This is a genomic window from Fictibacillus sp. 26RED30 (genome assembly GCF_015903845.1).
GTDB lineage: Bacteria > Bacillota > Bacilli > Bacillales > Fictibacillaceae > Fictibacillus > Fictibacillus phosphorivorans.
This window is the reverse complement of sequence record NZ_JACZDV010000001.1, coordinates 799,736-820,172: the sequence shown is the minus strand read 5'-3', so window position 1 is coordinate 820,172 and position 20,437 is coordinate 799,736. Positions and strand designations below refer to the sequence as shown.

18 protein-coding genes and 1 pseudogene are annotated in these 20,437 nt (G+C 40.5%); 2 read left to right on the top strand and 17 right to left on the bottom strand.

The annotated features are described in order from the left end of the window. Positions 1–195: 195 nt before the first annotated feature. The 4 genes and pseudogenes from IHV11_RS04055 to IHV11_RS04040 form a co-directional block, all read right to left on the bottom strand. Entirely contained in the window at positions 196–708 is a 513-nt protein-coding gene (locus tag IHV11_RS04055) for an adenine phosphoribosyltransferase (protein ID WP_066239566.1), read from the bottom strand. Between the two features lie 20 nt (positions 709–728). Continuing rightward, a complete protein-coding gene (recJ, locus tag IHV11_RS04050) occupies positions 729–3,080 on the bottom strand; it encodes a single-stranded-DNA-specific exonuclease RecJ (protein WP_197193774.1) in 2,352 nt (783 codons plus the stop codon). A gap of 71 nt (positions 3,081–3,151) precedes the next feature. Further along, positions 3,152–5,366 (bottom strand): annotated as a pseudogene (secDF, locus tag IHV11_RS04045) (protein translocase subunit SecDF). A gap of 348 nt (positions 5,367–5,714) precedes the next feature. After that, a complete protein-coding gene (locus tag IHV11_RS04040) occupies positions 5,715–5,975 on the bottom strand; it encodes a post-transcriptional regulator (RefSeq protein WP_197189512.1) in 261 nt (86 codons plus the stop codon). Between the two features lie 99 nt (positions 5,976–6,074). On the opposite strand from IHV11_RS04040, the gene spoVB reads away from it, so the two are divergent. Beyond that, positions 6,075–7,625, top strand: a complete 1,551-nt coding sequence (spoVB, locus tag IHV11_RS04035) for a stage V sporulation protein B (RefSeq protein WP_197193773.1) — start codon at positions 6,075–6,077, stop codon at positions 7,623–7,625. 19 nt (positions 7,626–7,644) lie between these two features. Here the strand turns inward: spoVB and IHV11_RS04030 are convergent, their stop codons facing one another. Continuing rightward, the gene (locus IHV11_RS04030) at positions 7,645–8,304 is read right to left on the bottom strand and encodes a DUF421 domain-containing protein (RefSeq protein ID WP_197193772.1); all 660 of its coding nucleotides are present in this window, start codon (positions 8,302–8,304) and stop codon (positions 7,645–7,647) included. A 196-nt stretch (positions 8,305–8,500) separates the two neighbouring features. Between IHV11_RS04030 and IHV11_RS04025 the strand changes: the two genes are divergently transcribed. Next, positions 8,501–8,890, top strand: coding sequence for a TIGR04086 family membrane protein (locus IHV11_RS04025; RefSeq protein ID WP_231618360.1), 390 nt, complete (start codon positions 8,501–8,503; stop codon positions 8,888–8,890). 24 nt (positions 8,891–8,914) lie between these two features. On the opposite strand, the gene yajC is transcribed toward IHV11_RS04025, so the two are convergent. The 12 genes from yajC to nadB form a co-directional block, all read right to left on the bottom strand. Next, positions 8,915–9,184, bottom strand: a complete 270-nt coding sequence (yajC, locus tag IHV11_RS04020; RefSeq protein ID WP_197131260.1) for a preprotein translocase subunit YajC — start codon at positions 9,182–9,184, stop codon at positions 8,915–8,917. Positions 9,185–9,228: 44 nt separating this feature from the next. Continuing rightward, positions 9,229–10,371, bottom strand: a complete 1,143-nt coding sequence (gene tgt, locus IHV11_RS04015) for a tRNA guanosine(34) transglycosylase Tgt (RefSeq protein ID WP_197193771.1) — start codon at positions 10,369–10,371, stop codon at positions 9,229–9,231. Between the two features lie 17 nt (positions 10,372–10,388). Next, positions 10,389–11,417 carry a tRNA preQ1(34) S-adenosylmethionine ribosyltransferase-isomerase QueA gene (gene queA / locus IHV11_RS04010; RefSeq protein WP_197131265.1) on the bottom strand — a complete coding sequence of 343 codons (1,029 nt, stop codon included), beginning with the start codon at positions 11,415–11,417 and terminating at the stop codon, positions 10,389–10,391. 18 nt (positions 11,418–11,435) lie between these two features. After that, positions 11,436–11,627: a DUF2905 domain-containing protein gene (locus IHV11_RS04005; RefSeq protein WP_197193770.1), complete on the bottom strand. Its 192-nt coding sequence runs from the start codon at positions 11,625–11,627 to the stop codon at positions 11,436–11,438. Then, entirely contained in the window at positions 11,624–12,625 is a 1,002-nt protein-coding gene (gene ruvB, locus IHV11_RS04000) for a Holliday junction branch migration DNA helicase RuvB (protein ID WP_197193769.1), read from the bottom strand. The genes IHV11_RS04005 and ruvB overlap by 4 nt, the downstream gene beginning before the upstream one ends. Positions 12,626–12,639: 14 nt before the next feature. Continuing rightward, entirely contained in the window at positions 12,640–13,233 is a 594-nt protein-coding gene (gene ruvA / locus IHV11_RS03995; RefSeq protein WP_197193768.1) for a Holliday junction branch migration protein RuvA, read from the bottom strand. A 285-nt stretch (positions 13,234–13,518) separates the two neighbouring features. Then, positions 13,519–14,106 (bottom strand): YhcN/YlaJ family sporulation lipoprotein, encoded by a 588-nt coding sequence (locus IHV11_RS03990; RefSeq protein ID WP_197193767.1) that lies wholly within the window; start codon positions 14,104–14,106, stop codon positions 13,519–13,521. Positions 14,107–14,178: 72 nt separating this feature from the next. Further along, positions 14,179–15,114, bottom strand: a complete 936-nt coding sequence (locus tag IHV11_RS03985; RefSeq protein WP_197193766.1) for a phosphotransferase — start codon at positions 15,112–15,114, stop codon at positions 14,179–14,181. A 37-nt stretch (positions 15,115–15,151) separates the two neighbouring features. Next, complete coding sequence (locus tag IHV11_RS03980) at positions 15,152–16,774, bottom strand: LysM peptidoglycan-binding domain-containing protein (protein WP_197193765.1); 1,623 nt, start codon at positions 16,772–16,774, stop codon at positions 15,152–15,154. 135 nt (positions 16,775–16,909) lie between these two features. Next, positions 16,910–18,007 (bottom strand): quinolinate synthase NadA, encoded by a 1,098-nt coding sequence (nadA, locus tag IHV11_RS03975; RefSeq protein WP_197193764.1) that lies wholly within the window; start codon positions 18,005–18,007, stop codon positions 16,910–16,912. Further along, entirely contained in the window at positions 17,982–18,842 is an 861-nt protein-coding gene (gene nadC / locus IHV11_RS03970; RefSeq protein WP_197194913.1) for a carboxylating nicotinate-nucleotide diphosphorylase, read from the bottom strand. The genes nadA and nadC overlap by 26 nt, the downstream gene beginning before the upstream one ends. Beyond that, positions 18,796–20,376, bottom strand: coding sequence for an L-aspartate oxidase (nadB, locus tag IHV11_RS03965; protein WP_197193763.1), 1,581 nt, complete (start codon positions 20,374–20,376; stop codon positions 18,796–18,798). Before nadB ends, nadC begins: the two co-directional genes overlap by 47 nt. Positions 20,377–20,437: the final 61 nt, after the last annotated feature.

Genomic DNA, 20,437 nt, shown 5'->3' with positions numbered 1-20,437 from the left:
TCGCTTTCCGCGGGGCAGGCGGTGAGCCCCTTGCCGCTTTGCGCCTTTAAGGGTCTCACCTGACCGCTTGTCCCGCAGGAGTCTTGCACCTTCCGCTCCAATCAAAATTTACAATGAAGAAAAGAATTTATAGCAATCCTTCTTTTAGAAAAATCACTAAAAAAGAGCCCCTTCAAAAGGAACTCTTTCATCGTTTTAGTATTGAGTTAAAGTGAAGATATCATAACCTGAAAGTTTTTTACGGCCATCTAGGTAAGTAAGTTCAATCATGAATGCGATTCCTACAACTACTCCGCCAAGCTCTTCTACAAGCTTGATCGTTGCTTCGATCGTTCCACCTGTTGCGAGTAGGTCGTCTGTGATCAAGACTCTTTGTCCTGGTTTGATCGCGTCTTTATGCATCGTTAATACATCTTTACCATACTCAAGACCGTAATCAACTTTAATTACTTCACGAGGAAGTTTACCTTCTTTACGAACAGGGACAAATCCTAATCCTAACGTGTAAGCGACCGGGCAGCCTACGATAAACCCACGTGCTTCAGGTCCGACGATCACGTCTACCTGTTTTTCTTTTGCATATACAGCAATATCATCCATTGCTTGTTTATATACTGCACCATCAGACATAAGTGAAGTAATATCTTTAAAGCGAATGCCTTCGATTGGGAAATTCTCTACTACTGAAATAAACGGCTTATAATCCATGAATCTTTGCCTCCTGAAAATTACAAACTGGCTTTTGGCCGTGTTTGTTCTGTAAACCAGCTTTTTAAAGAATGATAAGAAGAGTAAACGAGCTGATTTTCAATGTCTGCTTGTTCAAACTTTTTCTGATACGTTTCAGAACTTTCTAATTCTCTTTTGCTAGGTTCTTTGTTAATGAAAATAACACCATCGTCTATTGTAACAAAATCCAGCTCAAAAAACACCTTTGACATGAAATCTATTGTTTCTTTCGACCAGCCTTTCCATTTGGCTAGTTCTGCACCATCCCTTTGGACATTAAAGGTTTTTCTTTTAGCAAGAAACCCATAAAACCATTTGAAGTGTTCTCTGGTCGGTAAAGTCGTGAAAAAGTGTTCTGTACTCTGATGGAATACTGCGTAGATTCTTGAAGGTTCACCGATAGTCTCCAGCCATTCTGAAAAGCGCGTGAGAGAAGGAGGAACATCTAAGAAAACTAAATTCTTTTCTTTAAAATAATCCTCCGGTAGAGTCAATAACTCGTCTTCACCAATCACTTGGTCAGATAGCGCTTCAAAATCTTTATGCTTTACTGTTTCTTCTTCAAACGCGATAAAACATGTTTTCGAGTACGGCAGTCCGATCAACCGTTTTGCAGCATCTTTAAGGCCTCTATAATCAAACAGCTGAAAATGATTTACAGAAAGATCTTCAAGAAGAAGCTGAGGCTTTCTATAGCCGTTCCATTCGTTCAGTTGGATCTGACCCACGATTGAAATCAATGAATATGGCGTCATCTCTTCTAACAAGCTACCTTTTTGAAAACCGATGCAATCTAAAACCGAAAGCTCACCATTGCCCACTTGCAGTTTGAGGTGGTTTGATTGACTCCCAATCTTTTTCATCTCACGGATCGGAACTTCTTCAACCATTACGCGAGGCGATGGATTTCCAACACCGAAAGGAGCTAAAGTACTTAAAAGCTCAACCGTTTCTAGTGAGATCTCATTTAATCTAGCTGTAAGATCAACAGTTGTAACCGGAAGATAATCTTCTGGTTTTAAACAATCCTTAGCTTGCCGGTTTAGCCTCCTTCGTAATTCATCGACATCATGCATAGAAAGGGTCATTCCTGCTGCCATTGGATGTCCACCGAAATGAGGTAGAATGTCTCTAGATCCTGAAAGATTCTCAAACATATCAAACCCTTTGATGCTTCGCGCTGACCCTTTTGCTGTTTCCTTTTCAGGATCTAAACATAGCACGATCGTAGGACGATAAAATTTTTCAACCAATCGTGAAGCAACAATCCCAATAACCCCAGGATTCCAGCCCTCTTTGGCAAGGACTAGCACTTCATTCTCATCAGGAGGATAACTTTCTTCGACCATCGCGATCGCTTCTTTTGTAATCTCGTTTACGATTCCTTGACGTTCCTTGTTTACGGAATCGATCTCTTGTGACAACATGGCTGATTCGTCTCGATCAGTTGAAGTAAACAACTCCACCACCGGCATCGCTGAACCAAGTCTTCCTGCTGCATTCACTCGCGGTCCGATCGCGAATCCTACATCTTCAGCTGTAAGTTCTTTTTCATACAGACCCGCTACTTTTAGCAGTTCTTGCAATCCGATCTTATCCGTTTTCGAGAGTGCTTCTATCCCAAGTTTTGCGATTACCCTATTTTCATCAACAAGCGGAACAAGGTCCGCTATTGTTCCAATGCATGCATAATCAAGCAAATGTAGCGGTGGCTTACCATGAAGGGCTTGTGCTACTTTAAATGCTACACCTACACCTGCGAGTCCAGAGAATGGATAAGTGCAACCTGGTTTCTTAGGATTGATAATGCTATAAGCATCCGGCAATACAGGAGGTGCCTCGTGGTGGTCCGTAATAATGAAGTCTAGCCCGATCTCTTTTGCGATATTTGCTTCATGTACAGCTGAGATTCCTGTATCAACGGTTACAACGAGTGAATAACCATCTTCTTTCGCTTTTCTTAGTGCAGGCTCATTCGGACCATAGCCTTCTGTAAAACGGTTAGGAATGTAATAGTCAAACTGTGCACCGAGTTCTTTCAGTGCATAGTACATTACCGTCGTACTACTTACACCATCAGCATCATAATCGCCAAAAATTAAAATCTTTTCATTAGATTCTATAGCTCTATGTATCCGCTCAACGCTCTCTTTCATGCCATCCATCAAGAAAGGATCATGAAATTGATCAGTATCTATTTTTAAAAATGCTTCTGCTTTTTCTATCGTTTCAATTCCTCTGACAACCAATAGATTCGCGATCAGAAGAGGGATATCTAATTCTTGTGACAACCATTTTGCCTTGTCTTCGGATGGTTCTTGAATCTCCCACCTAGTTCTAGGCTCCAACATAAAAATCACCTCTTAACCTATTCATTATACAAAACAGGATAAGAGGTGACAATTTATGAATGATATTTACTTTAAATTTCTGGCTCCGCTTCAACTGGTCGTGTCTTTTTTGATTTCATCTGTCTTGATTTCATAACGTACCACAACTGAGAAGCGATAAAGATGGAAGAATACGCACCAAATGTTAAACCGATCAGCAAGGCGATCGAGAAGTTTCTGATTGAATCAGCTCCAAAGATCAATAGCGCTACTGCTGCGATAATAACCGTTAGAACGGTATTGATCGAACGACCCAACGTTTCAAAAATACTTCTGTTTACGATTTCTGCCAGTTTTTCTTGTGTTCTTACTTTTTCAAGTCTCATGTTCTCTCGAATCCGGTCAAACGTAACGATCGTGTCGTTAATCGAATAACCAACAATCGTTAGAACTGCTGCAATGAATGGAAGGTCTACTTCTATCCTTAAGATACTGAATATTGCAATGATCATAAAAGCATCATGTAATAAAGCAACTACGGATGCAACAGCCATGCTCCATTCAAAACGGAACGCTACATAGATGATGATACCGACTGAAGCGATCAGCACGGCATAAAAAGCGTTCTGTGCTAATTCACGGCCAACCGTTGGCGTAACCGTACTGATACTTGGTGGTTCACCGTATTTTTCTTCAAAGTGAGTGTTGATCTTCAATACTTCCTCTTTTGACAAAGCACCTTTAAAGGAAACATTTGCTTGATCATTTTTTCCTGCAAGAACGACAGCTTCAGGTTCAAGACCAAGAGACTTAAACTCTTCTTCTACACTTTCATTGGTAAGTGTTTCATTCGCTTGTATATTTACACGCGATCCACTATCAAAATCAATACCTAGCTTCAATCCAGCTGTAAGCAAGAATACAATTCCAATAACAGTAAGGAGAGTCGAGATGATGAAGTAAAGGTTTCTGTTTTTTACAAAGTCGTATTTAAAGCTCACGGATGTCACTCTCCTTTACACCAAACAAACCTGGCTTCTTATCCATTACACGAGACTGTACCCATAACCCTAGAAAAAGCCTTGAGCCGAAAACGGCTGTGATGAAACTTGCCAGAACTGAAATGATTAGAACTAACGCGAATCCTTTTACTGAGCTTGTACCGTATGCGAACAATACAGCAGCTGCAAGGATTGTCGTAATATTTGCATCAAAAATCGTAGTAAATGAACGACGATTTCCGGCTTTAAACGCACTTAATACAGATTTCCCGCTTCTTAGTTCCTCTTTGATCCGTTCATACGTGATGATGTTAGCGTCAACCGCCATACCCACTCCAAGAATAAGAGCTGCGATACCTGGCAGCGTTAATACCCCGTTCATCAGATAGAAGATGGCTAGGATCAACCAAATATAGATAGAAAGCGTAAGGACTGCAATGATTCCTGGTACACGATAGAAAATCAGCATGAATAAAAAGATCACTGCAATTCCGATAAAGCCAGCGAATACCGTTTCATTTAATGCTTTTTCTCCGAATTTCGCTCCAACTGATGTAGAGTACACTTCATCAAGTTTAACGGGTAGAGCACCGGCGTTTAATATTTTCGCTAAACTCTGTGCTTCTTCAACAGAGAACTGACCTGTGATGGTTACATCTTTTTGAGTAAGTTTTTCTCTTACATAAGGTGCAGAAATATACTTTGGCTGTTTTCCAGCAAGTTCTTTCTTCTGTTCTTCTTTAAATGAGTCCCCTTTTTCATAATCTAACCAAATAACCATGATGTTTTCACCTTGCGGCTGACGCTGAAGAACTTCTTCAGTAATCTTAGCGAACTTATCTGCGTCTTTAAGCTTAAGTGAAACAATCGGCTTATTGTTTTGAGACTCAAACGTTTGTTTTGCACCATTTCCTTCTAGATCTGATCCATCTAAAAGCACCTTATCGTCCACATCTCGGAATGTTAACTCAGCTTGTGTAGATAATAGTTCACGTGCTTTGTTCTGATCGGTTACTCCAGCAAGCTGAACACGAATTCTGTTGTCTCCTTCAATTTGAATATCCGGCTCAGAGACACCTAATACGTTGATACGGCTGTTTAATGCTTCAACCGTACTCTTCAATGTTTCCTGTGTAATTTTTTGACCTTTTTTCACAGGTTTTACATCGTAAAGTACTTCAAATCCTCCTTGGAGATCTAGTCCAAGCTTTGTACCTTTTACAATCTTTTCTGTTGTAAGCCCAATGAGTGCTGTGAACATGATAAGCACAACAAAAAAGATGACGATCTTACTCCTTTTTACCACTTCAAGAAACCTCCTTCATGCTGTATCAAAAGACAACACTATGTATAAGTACGAATACTAACCCTTCCCATTATAGCGATTGTTGTTTTTTTCTGTCAATTTGTCCTGTGAATGTTCATAAATAAAACATAATAAACTTAAGTTGTTTTTCGTATCCATTTTTCTTCTGAAAGAAGTTGATTTCGGCTCCATGTTGCACATTTACCATGGAGCGTGCGATTAGTCTCCACGAGTACAGCACCTTACAACTTCAAAGCTGCTATTTTAAACAACGACCTTTCAGAAATACTCCCAAGATAAAACAAGCCTAGGATCAACAAAAAGAACAAGGCTGCCCAAAAGTAAGTTCTACTCTTGGGTCAGCCCCTCTTCTTTATATGAGCGTATCGTTAGCCACGTCATAAAATCATTTAGCGAAAGAGCTAAAATTGTGTCAACCAACGCGTAGAGACGAGGCTCAACTTTCTTTTTCTTTAATTTTGATTGCACACATTCCCATATTTCCTCTTCTGTTACACTTTCATACCCCAAGTAATGAAATTCTTCTTTTTTACTCTGTACCGCTGGCTTCACTTCTCTTTTCCATTCCGAAAAATGTGTATTCTCCATCTATATCTCTCTCCTTTCGAGATGAAACAAGCTGTCATGACTGTTCAATGTACTTGCATATAGTGATATATAAGATTGTCCAAGAAAGGACAGGTAAAGATGACAAAACAAACACTCGTGCAAGGAACGATCCTGCTCATATTAGCAGGACTTGTAACCAAAATACTCGGTTTCGTTAATCGTATCGTCATGGCTCGTGTCATGGGTCACGAAGGTGTTGGCCTTTATATGATGGCAGTCCCTACCTTCTTATTAGCTGTAACTTTAACAAGACTTGGTCTGCCGATCGCCATATCAAAACTTGTTGCAGAAGCAGACGCAACTGGAGATCGTTCTAAAGTAAGAAAAATATTGATCGTATCTTTAGCCATTACTGGAATTTTGAGCATTGTGATCACAATCGCTTTGTTTATCGCAGCTCCGTTATTAGCTGAATACTTCTTTACAGATGATCGTACGATTTGGCCGTTGCTCGCCATCGCACCCGTAGTTCCTGTCATAGCAGTCTCCTCGGTCTTGAGAGGGTATTTTCAAGGTCTGCAGAACATGAGACCGTCTGCTTATTCACAGGTCATCGAACAAGTGGTCAGAATTGCTCTCGTCGCATTATTGACAGGTTTGTTCCTGCCATATGGCGTAGAATACGCGGCAGCTGGCGCGATGATCTCTGTTATTATCGGTGAGCTCGCTTCACTTCTTTATATGTTTTCCATGTTTAAAGTGAAAAAGAAGATGCGCATCCGAAAAGGTTTTTTCAAGCAGTTGAAGCAAGGTCATGAAACGATGAAAGATCTCCTGAACATTGCACTACCAACTACTGGAAGTCAATTGATCGGTTCTGTTTCCTACTTTTTTGAACCCATTGTTGTGGCAAATAGTTTAGCGATTGCTGGTATCACTACAGCTGTGGCCACCGCACAATATGGAGAACTCGCAGGCTATGTTATCCCACTATTGTTTCTGCCAACGTTCATTACGTATTCGCTTTCTATATCTTTAGTACCTGCCATCAGTGAAGCGAACGCACAAAAAAAATACCATTTGATTGAGCATCGCTTGAATCAAGCACTCAGACTCTCGATGTTATCAGGTGGTATTGCGGCTGTAATTATGTATGTATATGCGGTCCCAATCATGGACTTGATGTATGATTCACCTGCATCCGCATCATATGTGAAAATCATGACACCTTTTTTCTTTTTCCTTTACTTCCAAGGTCCATTACAAGCTGTGCTTCAAGCGTTAAATCTTGCACGCTCAGCCATGATCAACAGCCTTATTGGTGCTCTTGTAAAATTAACAGCCATATTCGTTCTAGCTACACGACCTGAGTTCGGAATCATGGGAGCAGCACTCGGAATCGTTATTAGTATAGTAGTGGTTACCTTGCTGCATTTCGCTACAGTGATCAAAGCCATCAGTTACACAATCGTAGTAAAAGATTTTGTCTTATGCTTGCTTTCCATTTTCATTACAGGAGGAGGGGCGGTTTATCTGTATAGGTACATGATGCCTCAATTTTCTCCATTACAAGGTCTGACCATATGTGTATCTGCAACATGCGGAATCTATTTGTTTGTTCTCATATTCTTTAAGCTCCTAGGCAAGGAAGACCTTAAACACATACCTATCATAAAAAAATGGATGTAAAACAGCCTGATCGGCTGTTTTATTTTTTGCTATTTAATTCGTCGACATACAGTGTTCCATCCTCATTAAGTGTACAGAACGAAATATTTTTTATTTCTTTAAAACCTACCTTCTTTAACTCTTGTCTTAACCAAAAGGATGTCTTATCCATCTTTTCAAGATTGTCTTCTAAGATCTTCCCGTCCAAAATGAGAGGCATAATCATTTGAATCGGTGTATTTTCGGATTCCTCATCTTTTTTTATAATGGAAAGCTTACCCGTTGTTTCTAAAATTCCAAATTCAACTTCGTTCAAGCTTCTTATATTGTTTTCACGTAATTGTGTTAATAAATCATCAAAGTTGTAACGCTGCTTTTTCATCTCATGTTCATCCACTTGACCTTCTTTAATAATTAGTGAAGGTTTACCGTCAACGATCTCTCTCATCCTTCTGCTCTTTAAAGAGACGAGGGCTAATATAAGCTGGATACCCAACAAGACAAAAATGGACGCGAGTGAATTCAACATGGGAATCGTAGGATCTTCGATTGAGATAACAGCTAATTCTGCGACCATGATTGAAACAACAAAATCTATGATGGATAATTGTCCCATCTCGCGCTTCCCCATCATTCGAAAGATAACCATGATTAAAAAGTAAATAAAAAGCGTTCTAAATATAACGGTATATAGTTCCACGATTCCCCTCCTTCCATAATACGTTCTCTGATCATTCCATTAGTTAGTGTGGCACAGATATGAAAAAACATGTTACGCAGGTTTTGCCAAATATAAACCAATGGAAACGAAAGGGAAAATGCTTGCTTGTACTTCTATTTTTTTCAGTGTCTGAATAAAGTATATAGAAAGCTTCTAGGGATAAGGAGGATCAAGGATGGGGATTAAACATATGGCTTCTTCTATGGGACGGGGTTTGATTGCAGTTCTACTAATGATCATGCTCTGCAGTTTAGTACTCTCACTATTGTTGCGGTTTACAGGATTGACTGAAGCGTCGTTGAAATGGGTAACAGTGGGTCTTTCTTTTTTATCATTGTTTATAGGTGGAATGATATCTGGAAAGAAAGGACAGAGTAAAGGTTGGTTGTTAGGTGGCGGTACAAGTCTTTTGTTTTCTTTTATTGTTTTTCTTGTTCAATACTTAGGCTACCAAAGTACGTTCAACTCATCTCAGTATATGTATCATGCTCTTTTTCTTTTATTAGCGATCATCGGTGGAATTATGGGAGTAAACTTAAGCAGTCATAAACAAACATATAAATAAGACCCGTATGAACGGGTCTTTTTGTTATAGTGCTGCTTCTTCTTTTACTTCACGGATCGCATTACGATCGAAAGTTAACTTTGCGCCATCGTTCGAACGGATTACAGCGATGTCATCATCGATGCTATCAAGTGTTCCGTGTAATCCACCGATCGTTACAACTTTGTCGCCTTTTTTTAGGTTAGACTGCATCTCACGAACCGCTTTTTGTCTTTTTTGCTGCGGTCTGATCAATAGAAAATAAAAAATCGCAAACATCAAGATAATCGGTAATATTCCTCCAAGGTTTCCCATACTAATTCACCCCTTTCTATAAGTTAAAAATGGATTTGTACATTTTAGAAATTCCGCGCGTTCGGTTTATTAAATCCGTACATTTCAAAGAATTCATTTCTAAAGTCAAGAAGTCTGTCTTCCATGATCGCTTGTCTTACTTGCTTCATTAAGTTTACCAAAAAATAAAGGTTATGGTAACTTGTTAATCGGAAACCAAATGTTTCGTTCGCTTTTACAAGGTGACGAATATAAGCTCTAGAGTATGTTCGGCATACATGACAGTCACACTTTTCGTCGATCGGACGGAAATCGCGTGCATACTTCGCATTACGAACCACTAGCCTTCCTTCACTTGTCATACATGTCCCGTTTCTAGCGATTCGAGTAGGCAGTACACAGTCAAACATGTCAATTCCACGAATCGCTCCATCGATGAGTGAGTCAGGAGAGCCTACGCCCATCAGATAACGAGGTTTGTTTTCTGGAAGATGTGGGGTTGTGAAATCTAAGACACGGTTCATCACATCTTTCGGTTCACCCACTGAAAGACCACCAACGGCATAACCAGGGAAATCAAGCGATACAAGATCTCGCGCACTCTGTTTTCGAAGCTCTTCGTATTCTCCACCTTGCACGATACCAAAAAGGGCTTGATCTTCAGGTCTAGCATGTCCTTTTAAGCATCGTTCAGCCCAACGACTTGTACGTTCTACAGACGCTTTCATGTAATCAAATTCTGCAGGATATGGCGGACACTCATCGAACGCCATCATAATATCAGAACCTAAAGCGTTTTGAATCTCCATTGCTCCTTCAGGGCTTAAGAAAAGCTTTTCACCGCTAAGGTGGTTTCTGAAGTGAACACCCTCTTCTTTAATCTCTCTCAGATCACTTAAAGAAAAGACTTGAAAGCCTCCTGAATCTGTAAGTATCGGACGATCCCAATTCATAAATTTATGAAGTCCACCAGCTTCTTTTACGATATCATGTCCAGGTCGCAACCATAGGTGATACGTATTGCTCAGAATGATCTCTGCTCCAAGTTCTTTTAGTTCTTCTGGACTCATTGTTTTTACTGTTGCTAATGTTCCTACCGGCATGAAGATAGGTGTTTCAAATGTTCCGTGCGGAGTATGAACTTTCCCTAATCTTGCCCCTGATTGTTTGCACGTTTTTATTAATTCATACGTTACTGCTGGTTTCATCTTAAAATATATCCCCCTTAAAGTATAAGCATCGCGTCACCGAAACTGAAAAAGCGATACTTTTCTTCGACGGCTTCATGATATGCTCTTAAAACGAAATCTTTTGAGGCTAATGCGCTCACCAACATGATTAATGTTGATTTTGGAAGATGGAAATTGGTGATCAATCCATCGATCGCTTTAAACGTATAACCAGGATAGATAAAGATATCTGTCCAACCTGAATCTTCTTTAAACTTGCCGTCGAATTTGTTAGCTACCGTTTCAAGTGTTCGTGTACTCGTCGTTCCAACGGTAATAATTCTTCCGCCAGCCTCTTTAACCCCATTTAAAAGTTCAGCTGTTCCTTTTGTTACTTGATAAAATTCTGCATGCATGTCATGTTCTAGAACATTTTCTACACTTACAGGGCGAAACGTACCTAAACCGACGTGAAGAGTAATAAACGTAACATGTACACCCATAGATTTGATCTCTTCGATTAATTCTGTCGTAAAATGCAATCCCGCCGTTGGAGCCGCTGCAGAGCCTTGATGTACAGCGTAGACAGTTTGGTAACGATCCTTCTCCTCTAACTGTTCCTTAATATAGGGCGGAAGTGGCATCTGACCTAGATCATCTAGAAGTTCGTAAAAAATGCCATCATAGATAAACTTTAGCTGTCTACCTCCATGGTCACTCTCACCCGTACAAACTGCTTTTAATCGGCCATCTCCAAATGAAATTTCCGTTCCCGGTTTTATTCTTTTTGCTGGCTTAACTAGTGTTTCCCAAGTATCGTTGCCTTCTTCTTTTAATAGAAGCACTTCAACTTTTCCGCCTGTTTCCGACTTTTGCCCAAAAAGCCTTGCCGGAAGAACACGCGTGTCATTTAAAACGAGACAGTCTCCTGCTTTTAAATAATTTTTTAAATCATAAAAATGCTTATGTTCAAGTGTTTCTTGTGATCTATCTAAGACCATCAGTCGGGAGGAAGTGCGGTTCTCAAGCGGAGTTTGCGCAATTAGTTCCTCAGGCAGATGGAAATCAAAATCATTTACGTTCATCTCATGTATTCCTGCTTTCTATTTAAATCGACCTATGATCATGAAGATCAAGGAAAGTACAACACTAAAGATAATGGACGTCACGATTGGAAAATAGACAGTTGTGTTCCCTTTTTTCCAAACCATATCTCCAGGAAGTTTACCTATATACGTCCCTACTAATCCTATAATAATGAGAACGATTCCTGCAACGATTAACAGTTTGTTCAATCTGCGGAAGCCTCCAGTCCAAAATAATGGTAGGCCTGTTCTGTTACCATTCGTCCGCGTGGAGTACGTTGTAAAAAGCCAATCTGAAGAAGATATGGCTCATATACATCTTCAATCGTCATGGATTCTTCACCTATTGTAGCCGAAATGGTTTCTAGACCTACAGGACCGCCTTTGTACGTGTGAATGATCCCTAGTAATAATTTATGGTCAATATGGTCTAAACCTAAACGGTCTACTTGCAGAAGCTCCAAGGCTTTTTGGCAGATCGGTAAAGAAATCGTATCCTTGCCTTCAACCTGCACAAAATCCCTCACTCGACGTAACAATCGGTTTGCGATCCTCGGCGTACCTCTTGATCTTCTCGCGATTTCTTCAGCTGATAGATCATCTACTCTTACCCCAAAGACATCACCTGTACGCCTTACGATCTCACCCAACTCATCCGGCTTATAATATTCTAGCCTTGCGAGCACGCCGAAACGATCTCGGAGAGGAGCCGATAAAGAACCCGCTCTTGTAGTCGCACCGATCAATGTGAAAGGAGGCAAGTCTAGTCTCACAGACCTTGCAACCTCTCCTTTCCCGATTACGATATCTAAGCAAAAGTCCTCCATTGCCGAATATAAAATCTCTTCTATGGCACGGGACAATCGATGAATTTCATCGATAAATAATACATCACCTGGTTCTAACGAAGTTAGGATTGCTGCCAAGTCCCCAGGCCGTTCAATAGCTGGCCCACTAGTTGTTCTCAAGTTAACTTCCATCTCGTTTGCAATGATCGATGCCAGCGTGGTCTTACCTAAACCAGGTGGCCCGTACAACAATACATGATCAAGAGGTTCGTTGCGAAGTTTTGCAGCTTTAATAAATATCCGCAAATTGTCCTTTACGGAGGTTTGTCCAATATACTCGTCTAATAGTTCAGGGCGCAGGCTTAACTCGATATTTGCTTCATCTTGACGTTCCTCTGAAGAAACAATTCTCTCTTCCATACATCCTCACGTCCTTATGAATTCATTAACTTCTTTAATGCCGCTTTAACATATTCGTTTGCTGACATCTTTTCTTTTTTCAGATCCGGAAGAATTTTTTGGATTTCTTTTCTGCCATATCCTAAGACTGCAAGAGCCTCAAGTGCTTCGTCAAGTTCATCACTCTCTGGTTCCACATCTGCGAATAGTCCATCCGTGAACTCTACATCTGCGAAGATTGAGATCTTACCTTTCAGATCCAAGATCATCTGCCGTGCAGTCTTCTTTCCTACACCGGGAAATTTCGTAAGGAACTTTTCATCTTCCTGTTCGATCGCATTGACGACTTGCTCAGGTTGACCGAAGGCAACGATCGCTAACGCTCCCTTTGGACCGATTCCAGACACGTTCAATAGTTTTAAGAACAAGTCGCGTTCTTTTCTATTCTTAAAACCATAAAGTGCCAGTATATCCTCACGAACATATTGATACGTATATACCGTTTTTTGATCGTTCAATTTATAAATAAAAGGATTTGGACATAAAACTTTATATCCGATTCCATTATTGTTGATAACAATATATTCTGCCGTTATGTAATCTACATTTCCAGAAATGCTTTCAATCAAATTCTTCTCTCCCTAACGCTAAACACGAGCGTATGTTTCTATTGCTTATTGTATCATAGGCTCCCCCTTAATTCCTTATAAAAAGTGAATTTGATTTCTTTAAAAGCATCATATGACATACCTTATTTAAAGGCTGTTTACGAAATTCGATGTTGCTTTTTAAATTTTCCAAGGCTACCCGCTTTCTACGGTGGACCACTATACATACGCTCCACTTAAGTAATTAAATTCACAGTAAAAAAGAACTGTACAAAAGTTAATTTAACTTCTGACAGTTCTTTTATACTAGCGGTTGTTTTCGAAAGGACGTTTTATCGCATTTCCAAGGTCACTGCCGGCATTTACAATATCGTTGCTAATCCCGCGAACATCTGATTCAACTTCCGTGTAAGCACGGCCATCTCGCAGATTGTTATCAACGTCCTCAATGCGGTTAACCATATCTCGATCAGCTACGATCTTCACATCACGATTTGGTGCCAATTTAGAAGTGATCTCTCTAACTTTGTTAGTTAGTTCTGTCTTCTTATTATTATCCGTGTCTATTCCTACAATGACGTTGTTATCCTCAAGAATAACGTGAGCATCGTCTACACCCCGGATGTCGTTGACATTTTTCGCAATTCGCTCAGCAAGTTTACCATCATAATCTTCATGGTAAGTGGCAGTATGATCATTTACATCTCGATCAGCCATATCAGAAATGAATCCCTTACCACGGTCAAGATCACCACGATTATCTCCCTCATTGGAGTAGTATCCAATCGGTCGAACGTCGTTGTCATTCTTATCCTGAGATTCATTTACACCATTACAGCCTACAAGACCTACAGCTAGGATTGTTACAGTAAGTGATTTCCCTAAAAAGTTCAATGGAAAAACCTCCTTTCACCATTAGCTTGGCAGAAGAAGGCTCTAAATAATCTGTTAAATGTAGGATGATCGTTAACTCATCCTCTTCATTATTTTTTCAACAAATTTTTTCCTGTGGGAAAAATCACGCAATGTAAATCTTGTAACGGCATCAATCATTTCCTTGTCCCCCGTTTTAAGGGCCCTATTCCATTCTCGATAGAGATCCGTGGGAAATACAAGACTTATCACAAACCATCTTTTGGTAAACCATTTTAAGAAATCTTCATTCCCTACCTCTTCCATCTTTTCATACGACCAATGCCAAAACGGTAAGATACGATTGGCGTACTGTAACCAGTCAAATGCTTGAGGAACTGCTGCAAAAAGATCAAAATCAATCAGATACGTATCTTTTTCTTTATGTTTCACAAAATTATGCGGAGCAACATCCCCATGTGTGATCTCTTTTTTCTTGTACGCTTTATTCTCTAGCTTTTCAACAGCTTCATGATCAAAGTGGTTTAAACTCCATTCTCCCCACATGATTATTTCTGAAATTAAAGGACGCATCTGATGATTCCAATTTGCTGATCTTGCATGAAATTTAAAAGCATCAAGTCTGTCACTCCACTTTTTAAATAATGAGTATGAAGTCAGCTGTTCATATACGGGATCTGGTATATGCTTTGAAAAAGAATGAAAACGACTTATTGCATCTATCCCCGCTTTAACGTCGTCTTTTTTACCAAAATGAAGACCTTCTCCTTTATAGAATGGCATGATCGCCCAAATATATTTCCCGAATTGAACTGTTTTTTTCTGATTTGGAAATACCGTATAAGTACCCATAATTCTTGGCTTTTGTCCATGATACAGTTTTGAAAGCTTTAATTGCTTGTTACAGGATTCTGATCTGTTAAAACCTTTTAAAACATATTTACCTTGTTTAGTCTTAATCCAGATAACGTTCTCTCGAAAAAAGCCAAAGTCGATCACTTCAAGACCCAGTTCATTCATCTTTTTCAAAAAAAGACGATCCCCTTGGAAATCGTCCCTTACGTCCCTATTCATCTTCTTCCGTTTCTTCCGTAACATTCTCATCTATTTCACGAGATTGTGCTTGTGAATATGGGTTTGGCATACCTTGTTGCATCTGTTGAGGCATCCCAGGCATTCCTGGCATTCCTCCACCCTGCGGCATCATGCCCATCTGACCCATCTGTGGCATTCCGCCGCCTTGTGGCATCATACCCATCTGGCCCATCTGTGGCATTCCTCCACCTTGTGTCATCATACCCATCTGGGTCATTCCCGGCATTCCTCCGCCTTGTGGCATCATACCCATCTGACCCATCTGTGGCATTCCGCCGCCTTGTGGCATCATACCCATCTGACCCATTCCCGGCATTCCTCCGCCTTGTGGCATCATACCCATCTGACCCATCTGTGGCATTCCACCGCCTTGTGGCATCATACCCATCTGACCCATCTGTGGCATTCCTCCACCTTGTGGCATCATACCCATCTGGGTCATTCCCGGCATTCCTCCGCCTTGTGGCATCATACCCATCTGGGTCATTCCCGGCATTCCGCTAAATCCTTGCGGCATACCCATAGGCATCATGCTCATTGAACCTGGCTGCTGCATACCCATTTGCATATCCTGCATACCTTGTTGTTGCCCACCAGGAGTGTATTCTCCTGAAGGCATCTGGTCCATATCAGAATCAGGATATTCACCAAAAGGCATAGATCCTCCTTGCTGCATGCCACCTCCACCTTGTTGCCCACTTTGTGGATATCCGCCACCATAGAGTTGAGGCATTCCACTGAACCCTTGTGGAGGCATCATTCCATATCCCTGTGGCATTTGAGAATAGGTTTGTGGTTTTGGAAACATTGGCGGCATAGAACCATACATGTTCTGCATCATTCCAGATGATTCTTCCATCAAAAATGGATGTTTATTTGGCGCATAGCCATCTTTTCCTGCATAAATCCCATGCTTGCTCGCCACGTTCGGCTGGTTTGCCATATTCGGCATGTTTGCCATGTTTGGTTGATTCGCCATATTTGGCATGTTCGCTATGTTTGGTTGATTTGCCATATTTGGCATGTTCGCTATGTTTGGTTGTTGATTTGGGTACCCCATTGGCACATAATGTCCAAGATTTGACGACTCCACCATCCCTGCAAAGTCCTTGTCATGAATAGGGGCCATGGGCTGCTTCATCGGTGCTTTCATCGGTTGATCTTTTAACATAGGTACATCTTTTTTCATTGGCATATCTTTTTTCATTGGAACATCTTTTTTCATTGGTGCGTCTTTCTTCATTGGTGCATCTTTCTTTTCCATCTTGGTTGGTGCAGGTTTTAATGGCGCCGGCTTCATTGGAGCTGGTTTCTTTTCTTGTTTTATTGGAGCTGGTTTCTTTGGAGCAGGCTTAACCGGTGCCGGCTTCGGAGCCTCTTGTACAGGTGCAACCGGTTTTTCTTTAACCGGTACAATAGGCTGTTCTTTCTTCATACCAGGCATCTTGATCGGGATTTTAATCTTTTCCCCCCGTTCAATTACATCTGTTTTGGAGAAACCCGGATTTACTTTTCTTAATTCATTCACTGGTACATCGTATTTTTCAGCAATTTTGTCGAGTGTGTCCCCTTTTTGCACAATGTGTATTCTCACGCTGCAAAACTCCCTCCTGCCAAATTTCCTTACAGTATATGAACATTTGGGCATATTGCTACATCGTATTAGAAGTGACATTATTCCTTTATCAATTTATGCCTCATAAAAGAAGGTTATGACAGGGGGGAAACACTACATCATTCGGTTCAATGCTGTGATTGCATATTTTTTTGTTTCTTCATCTACCTTGATTACGTTTTCAAGGTTTCCATCAATAATATTTTCTAGCGACCACAGCAGATGTGGCAGATCAATTCGGTTCATCGTTAGGCAAGGACATAGATGAGGGTTTAATGAGACGATTTTCTTGTCACTGAACTGTTGAGCTAACCGGTTTACAAGATTCATTTCAGTTCCTACAGCCCAGCTTGTTCCTGGTTCTGCATGTTTGATCGTCTCAATAATAAAATGTGTAGATCCGTTTAAATCACTAGCTCTCACAACTTCATGCGTACATTCTGGATGAACAATAATTTGGAATTCCGAATGGTTCTCTCTGAAGTCGGCAATCTGTTCTACTGTAAACTTTTCATGGACTGAACAATGCCCCTTCCAAAGAATCACTTTGATTTGGTCGATGTTCGTTCCATCATAAATTAATTTGTTTGAAATTGGATCCCAGATCGCCATATCTTCAAGTGGTATCCCTAGATCAAAAGCAGTGTTTCTCCCAAGATGCTGATCAGGGAGAAAAAGTAATCTCTCTTTTTGATCAAAAGCCCAGCTTACCATCTCTTTAGCATTTGAAGAAGTAACAGTAGCACCACCATTTTTTCCACAGAATGCTTTTATCTCCGCTGTTGAGTTCACATAAGTCAATGGCAGAATCGTATCACCAAAGAGCTTTTGAAGTTCGATCCAAGCTCTTTCTGTTTGATGAATATTCGCCATATCCGCCATAGAACAACCAGCTTTCAAATCTGGAAGAATTACAGTTTGGTTGACAGTGCTCAACATGTCAGCTGTTTCGGCCATAAAATGAACACCACAGAATACGATAAAATCAGCATCTTTGTTCTCTGCTGAAATCTTGGCAAGCTGAAGAGAATCACCTGTAACATCTGCGAATTGAACGATTTCATCTTTTTGATAATGATGGGCTGGGATGAATAAACGCGTGCCTAAACTGCTTTTAATCTCATGAACCCTAGCTTCCATCTCTTCAACTGACATAGAGCTATATCGATCTGGTAATGTATTTGTTTTAGAAAAAGTTTTTAGTAAACTCATGTTTTACAACTCCTTTAACATTCATGCTAATATCCAGTGCTTTATAAGAGTGAGTTAAGTAACCGAGAGAAATATAATCAACACCTGCTCGACTATATTCCTTGATCTCATCGGGTGCAATTCCTCCAGAAGCTTCGGTTATAATACTCGAAGGTACATGCGTAAGTCTTTGTTTAATCTCTTCAGGACTACAGTTATCAAACATGATTATGTCTGCTCCAGCTAAGACCGCTTCGATCACTTGTTCTTCCGTCTCTGTTTCAACTTCTATCTTCACGGTGTGTCCACACTTTTTACGCGCCGTTTCAACCGCTTCCTTAATAGAAGGAAATCCTGCTAAATGGTTATCCTTTAACATTACCGTATCGTACAGCCCGAACCTGTGGTTGTATCCTCCTCCACATCGAACTGCATACTTCTCAAACATCCTAAGACCCGGTGTCGTTTTTCGTGTATCACAAATACGAGTTCCACCTTCACAATAAGAAACTGCTTTAGCTGTTATCGTCGCTATACCTGAGAGCCGCTGCAAAAGGTTCAGGATTACTCTTTCACCAGATAAAACACTTTGTCTTCTACCTGTTATCTCAGCTAACACTGCTCCTGCCTCAAACTGTTCTCCTTCGTTTACGAAAATGCTCGTTTGCACGGTTCTATCTATCAACTCAAACCCTATAGACAAGATTTGTCCACCTGCAAATACACCATTTTCTTTGGCTATAATGGTGGCGGTCACTTCTGTATGATCTTCAAAGAGAGACGCTGACAAGTCTCCAGATCCAATATCTTCAATTAAAAATTCCTGCAACTGTTTTTTCAGCAATAATGGATTCATCATGCCACAAACTCCTTATAATTTTTTTTGAGTCCCACTCTTTTTTCTGGGATGGAAAATCTTTTCGATAATGGCTGCCTCTGCTTTCTTCACGCTTAAGACAACTTGTTACCGTCAACCATGCGATTGTTTGCATATTGAACCTCTTGATAACAGGTAGTGGTTCTTTGATCAGATCAGGTCTCCATGAAGGTAGGTTTAGGGTTTTTGCGACACGCATCAATTCTTTTTTACTTCTGACGATTCCCGCGTATTTATCCATAAGAAGATGAATCTCGCTTTCTTGCAAGAGACCGTCAATCTGTATTGATTTATGTTCAAGATTCTTCTTTCTCTTAAAAGTCGCAGGCTTCATATCCGTTATCTCTGATGAAAGAATACTGTTTGTCACCTTTTTTGCAAATACAGCTCCTTCAAGGAGAGAATTACTCGCTAATCGATTTGCACCATGTACACCTGTATTCGCACACTCTCCAACCGCATAAAGCCCTCTCAACGAGGTCTTACCGCTTTGATCTGTAACGATTCCACCCATCGTAAAATGAGCACCAGGAGATACTGGAATCAGCCCTTTATCTAAATCGATACCAGCATTCTCGCAAAGCATTGTTACTCCAGGAAATTTACTTCTAAAATCTTTAATCGAAGATATATCTAAGAACACCTTCTCACCGTGTTCATGAATCTCTTGAAACAGTCTCCTCGATACGATATCTCTTGGTGCAAGGTCTTTTAACGGATGAATATCCTTCATAAAAGGAACTCCACTTGAATTGATCAATATTCCACCTTGTCCTCGCACCGCTTCAGTAATCAATCCTGCTGGCACTCTATCTGATAAAAGGGTTGGGTGGAATTGAACAAACTCTAAGTCCGAGAGTTCAACACCTGCCCGGTACGCCATGCATAGAACGCTCCCATCCGATCCGAATGCATTAGAAGTCGTTCCATATATCCCTGCATATCCACCACCTGCCAATATGGTATTTTTCGCTTGAAAGATAGTGGTTTGATTTTCATCATCTTTACAAGATACACCGATACATTTATGATCTTGAATAATTAAGTCCACTGCATAATGGTGAGTGACGATCTTAACGTTTTTACTTACTCTTCGTATTAAGGCTTCAATCACTTTCTTACCTGTCTGATCTCCTCCAGCATGAACGATGCGATTCCGATTATGTCCGCCTTCTTTACCTAAGATAAAAGAACCATTCTCGTGTCTGTCAAAGTTCACTCCCCACTCTGTAAGAGTACGAACGACACTTTCGCCTTCTTTCACGAGTTGTTTGACCGCCTCTTGATCATTATGATGGCGCCCTGCCTTTAGCGTATCTAAAAAGTGCTCTGCCCAAGAGTCCTCTTCATCTATTGCTGCAGAAATTCCACCTTGAGCTAAAAACGAATTTGATTTTTCTGCAGAAAACTTTGTGATAACTATCACATTCTTATGCGAACTTAAATATTCAGCAGCCATCAAACCAGCGATTCCTCCGCCGATAATTAGAACATCTGCCTCTTTATGTTTCATATACACAAAACACCTCAACTTTACACGTGTCTTGACACCTATATTTACATAGATTTAAACT

What these genes read in the sequence shown, in the direction of transcription:
- queA (WP_197131265.1), bottom strand. Translation starts at nt 11,417, where the DNA reads ATGAACGTAAATGATTTTGATTTCCATCTGCCTGAGGAACTAATTGCG.
- ruvB (WP_197193769.1), bottom strand. Translation starts at nt 12,625, where the DNA reads ATGGAAGAGAGAATTGTTTCTTCAGAGGAACGTCAAGATGAAGCAAAT.
- IHV11_RS04040 (WP_197189512.1), bottom strand. Translation starts at nt 5,975, where the DNA reads ATGGAGAATACACATTTTTCGGAATGGAAAAGAGAAGTGAAGCCAGCG.
- yajC (WP_197131260.1), bottom strand. Translation starts at nt 9,184, where the DNA reads ATGGGAAACCTTGGAGGAATATTACCGATTATCTTGATGTTTGCGATT.
- spoVB (WP_197193773.1), top strand. Translation starts at nt 6,075, where the DNA reads ATGACAAAACAAACACTCGTGCAAGGAACGATCCTGCTCATATTAGCA.
- nadB (WP_197193763.1), bottom strand. Translation starts at nt 20,376, where the DNA reads ATGAAACATAAAGAGGCAGATGTTCTAATTATCGGCGGAGGAATCGCT.
- recJ (WP_197193774.1), bottom strand. Translation starts at nt 3,080, where the DNA reads ATGTTGGAGCCTAGAACTAGGTGGGAGATTCAAGAACCATCCGAAGAC.
- IHV11_RS04055 (WP_066239566.1), bottom strand. Translation starts at nt 708, where the DNA reads ATGGATTATAAGCCGTTTATTTCAGTAGTAGAGAATTTCCCAATCGAA.
- tgt (WP_197193771.1), bottom strand. Translation starts at nt 10,371, where the DNA reads ATGAAACCAGCAGTAACGTATGAATTAATAAAAACGTGCAAACAATCA.
- IHV11_RS04025 (WP_231618360.1), top strand. Translation starts at nt 8,501, where the DNA reads ATGGGGATTAAACATATGGCTTCTTCTATGGGACGGGGTTTGATTGCA.
- nadA (WP_197193764.1), bottom strand. Translation starts at nt 18,007, where the DNA reads ATGAGTTTACTAAAAACTTTTTCTAAAACAAATACATTACCAGATCGA.
- nadC (WP_197194913.1), bottom strand. Translation starts at nt 18,842, where the DNA reads ATGAATCCATTATTGCTGAAAAAACAGTTGCAGGAATTTTTAATTGAA.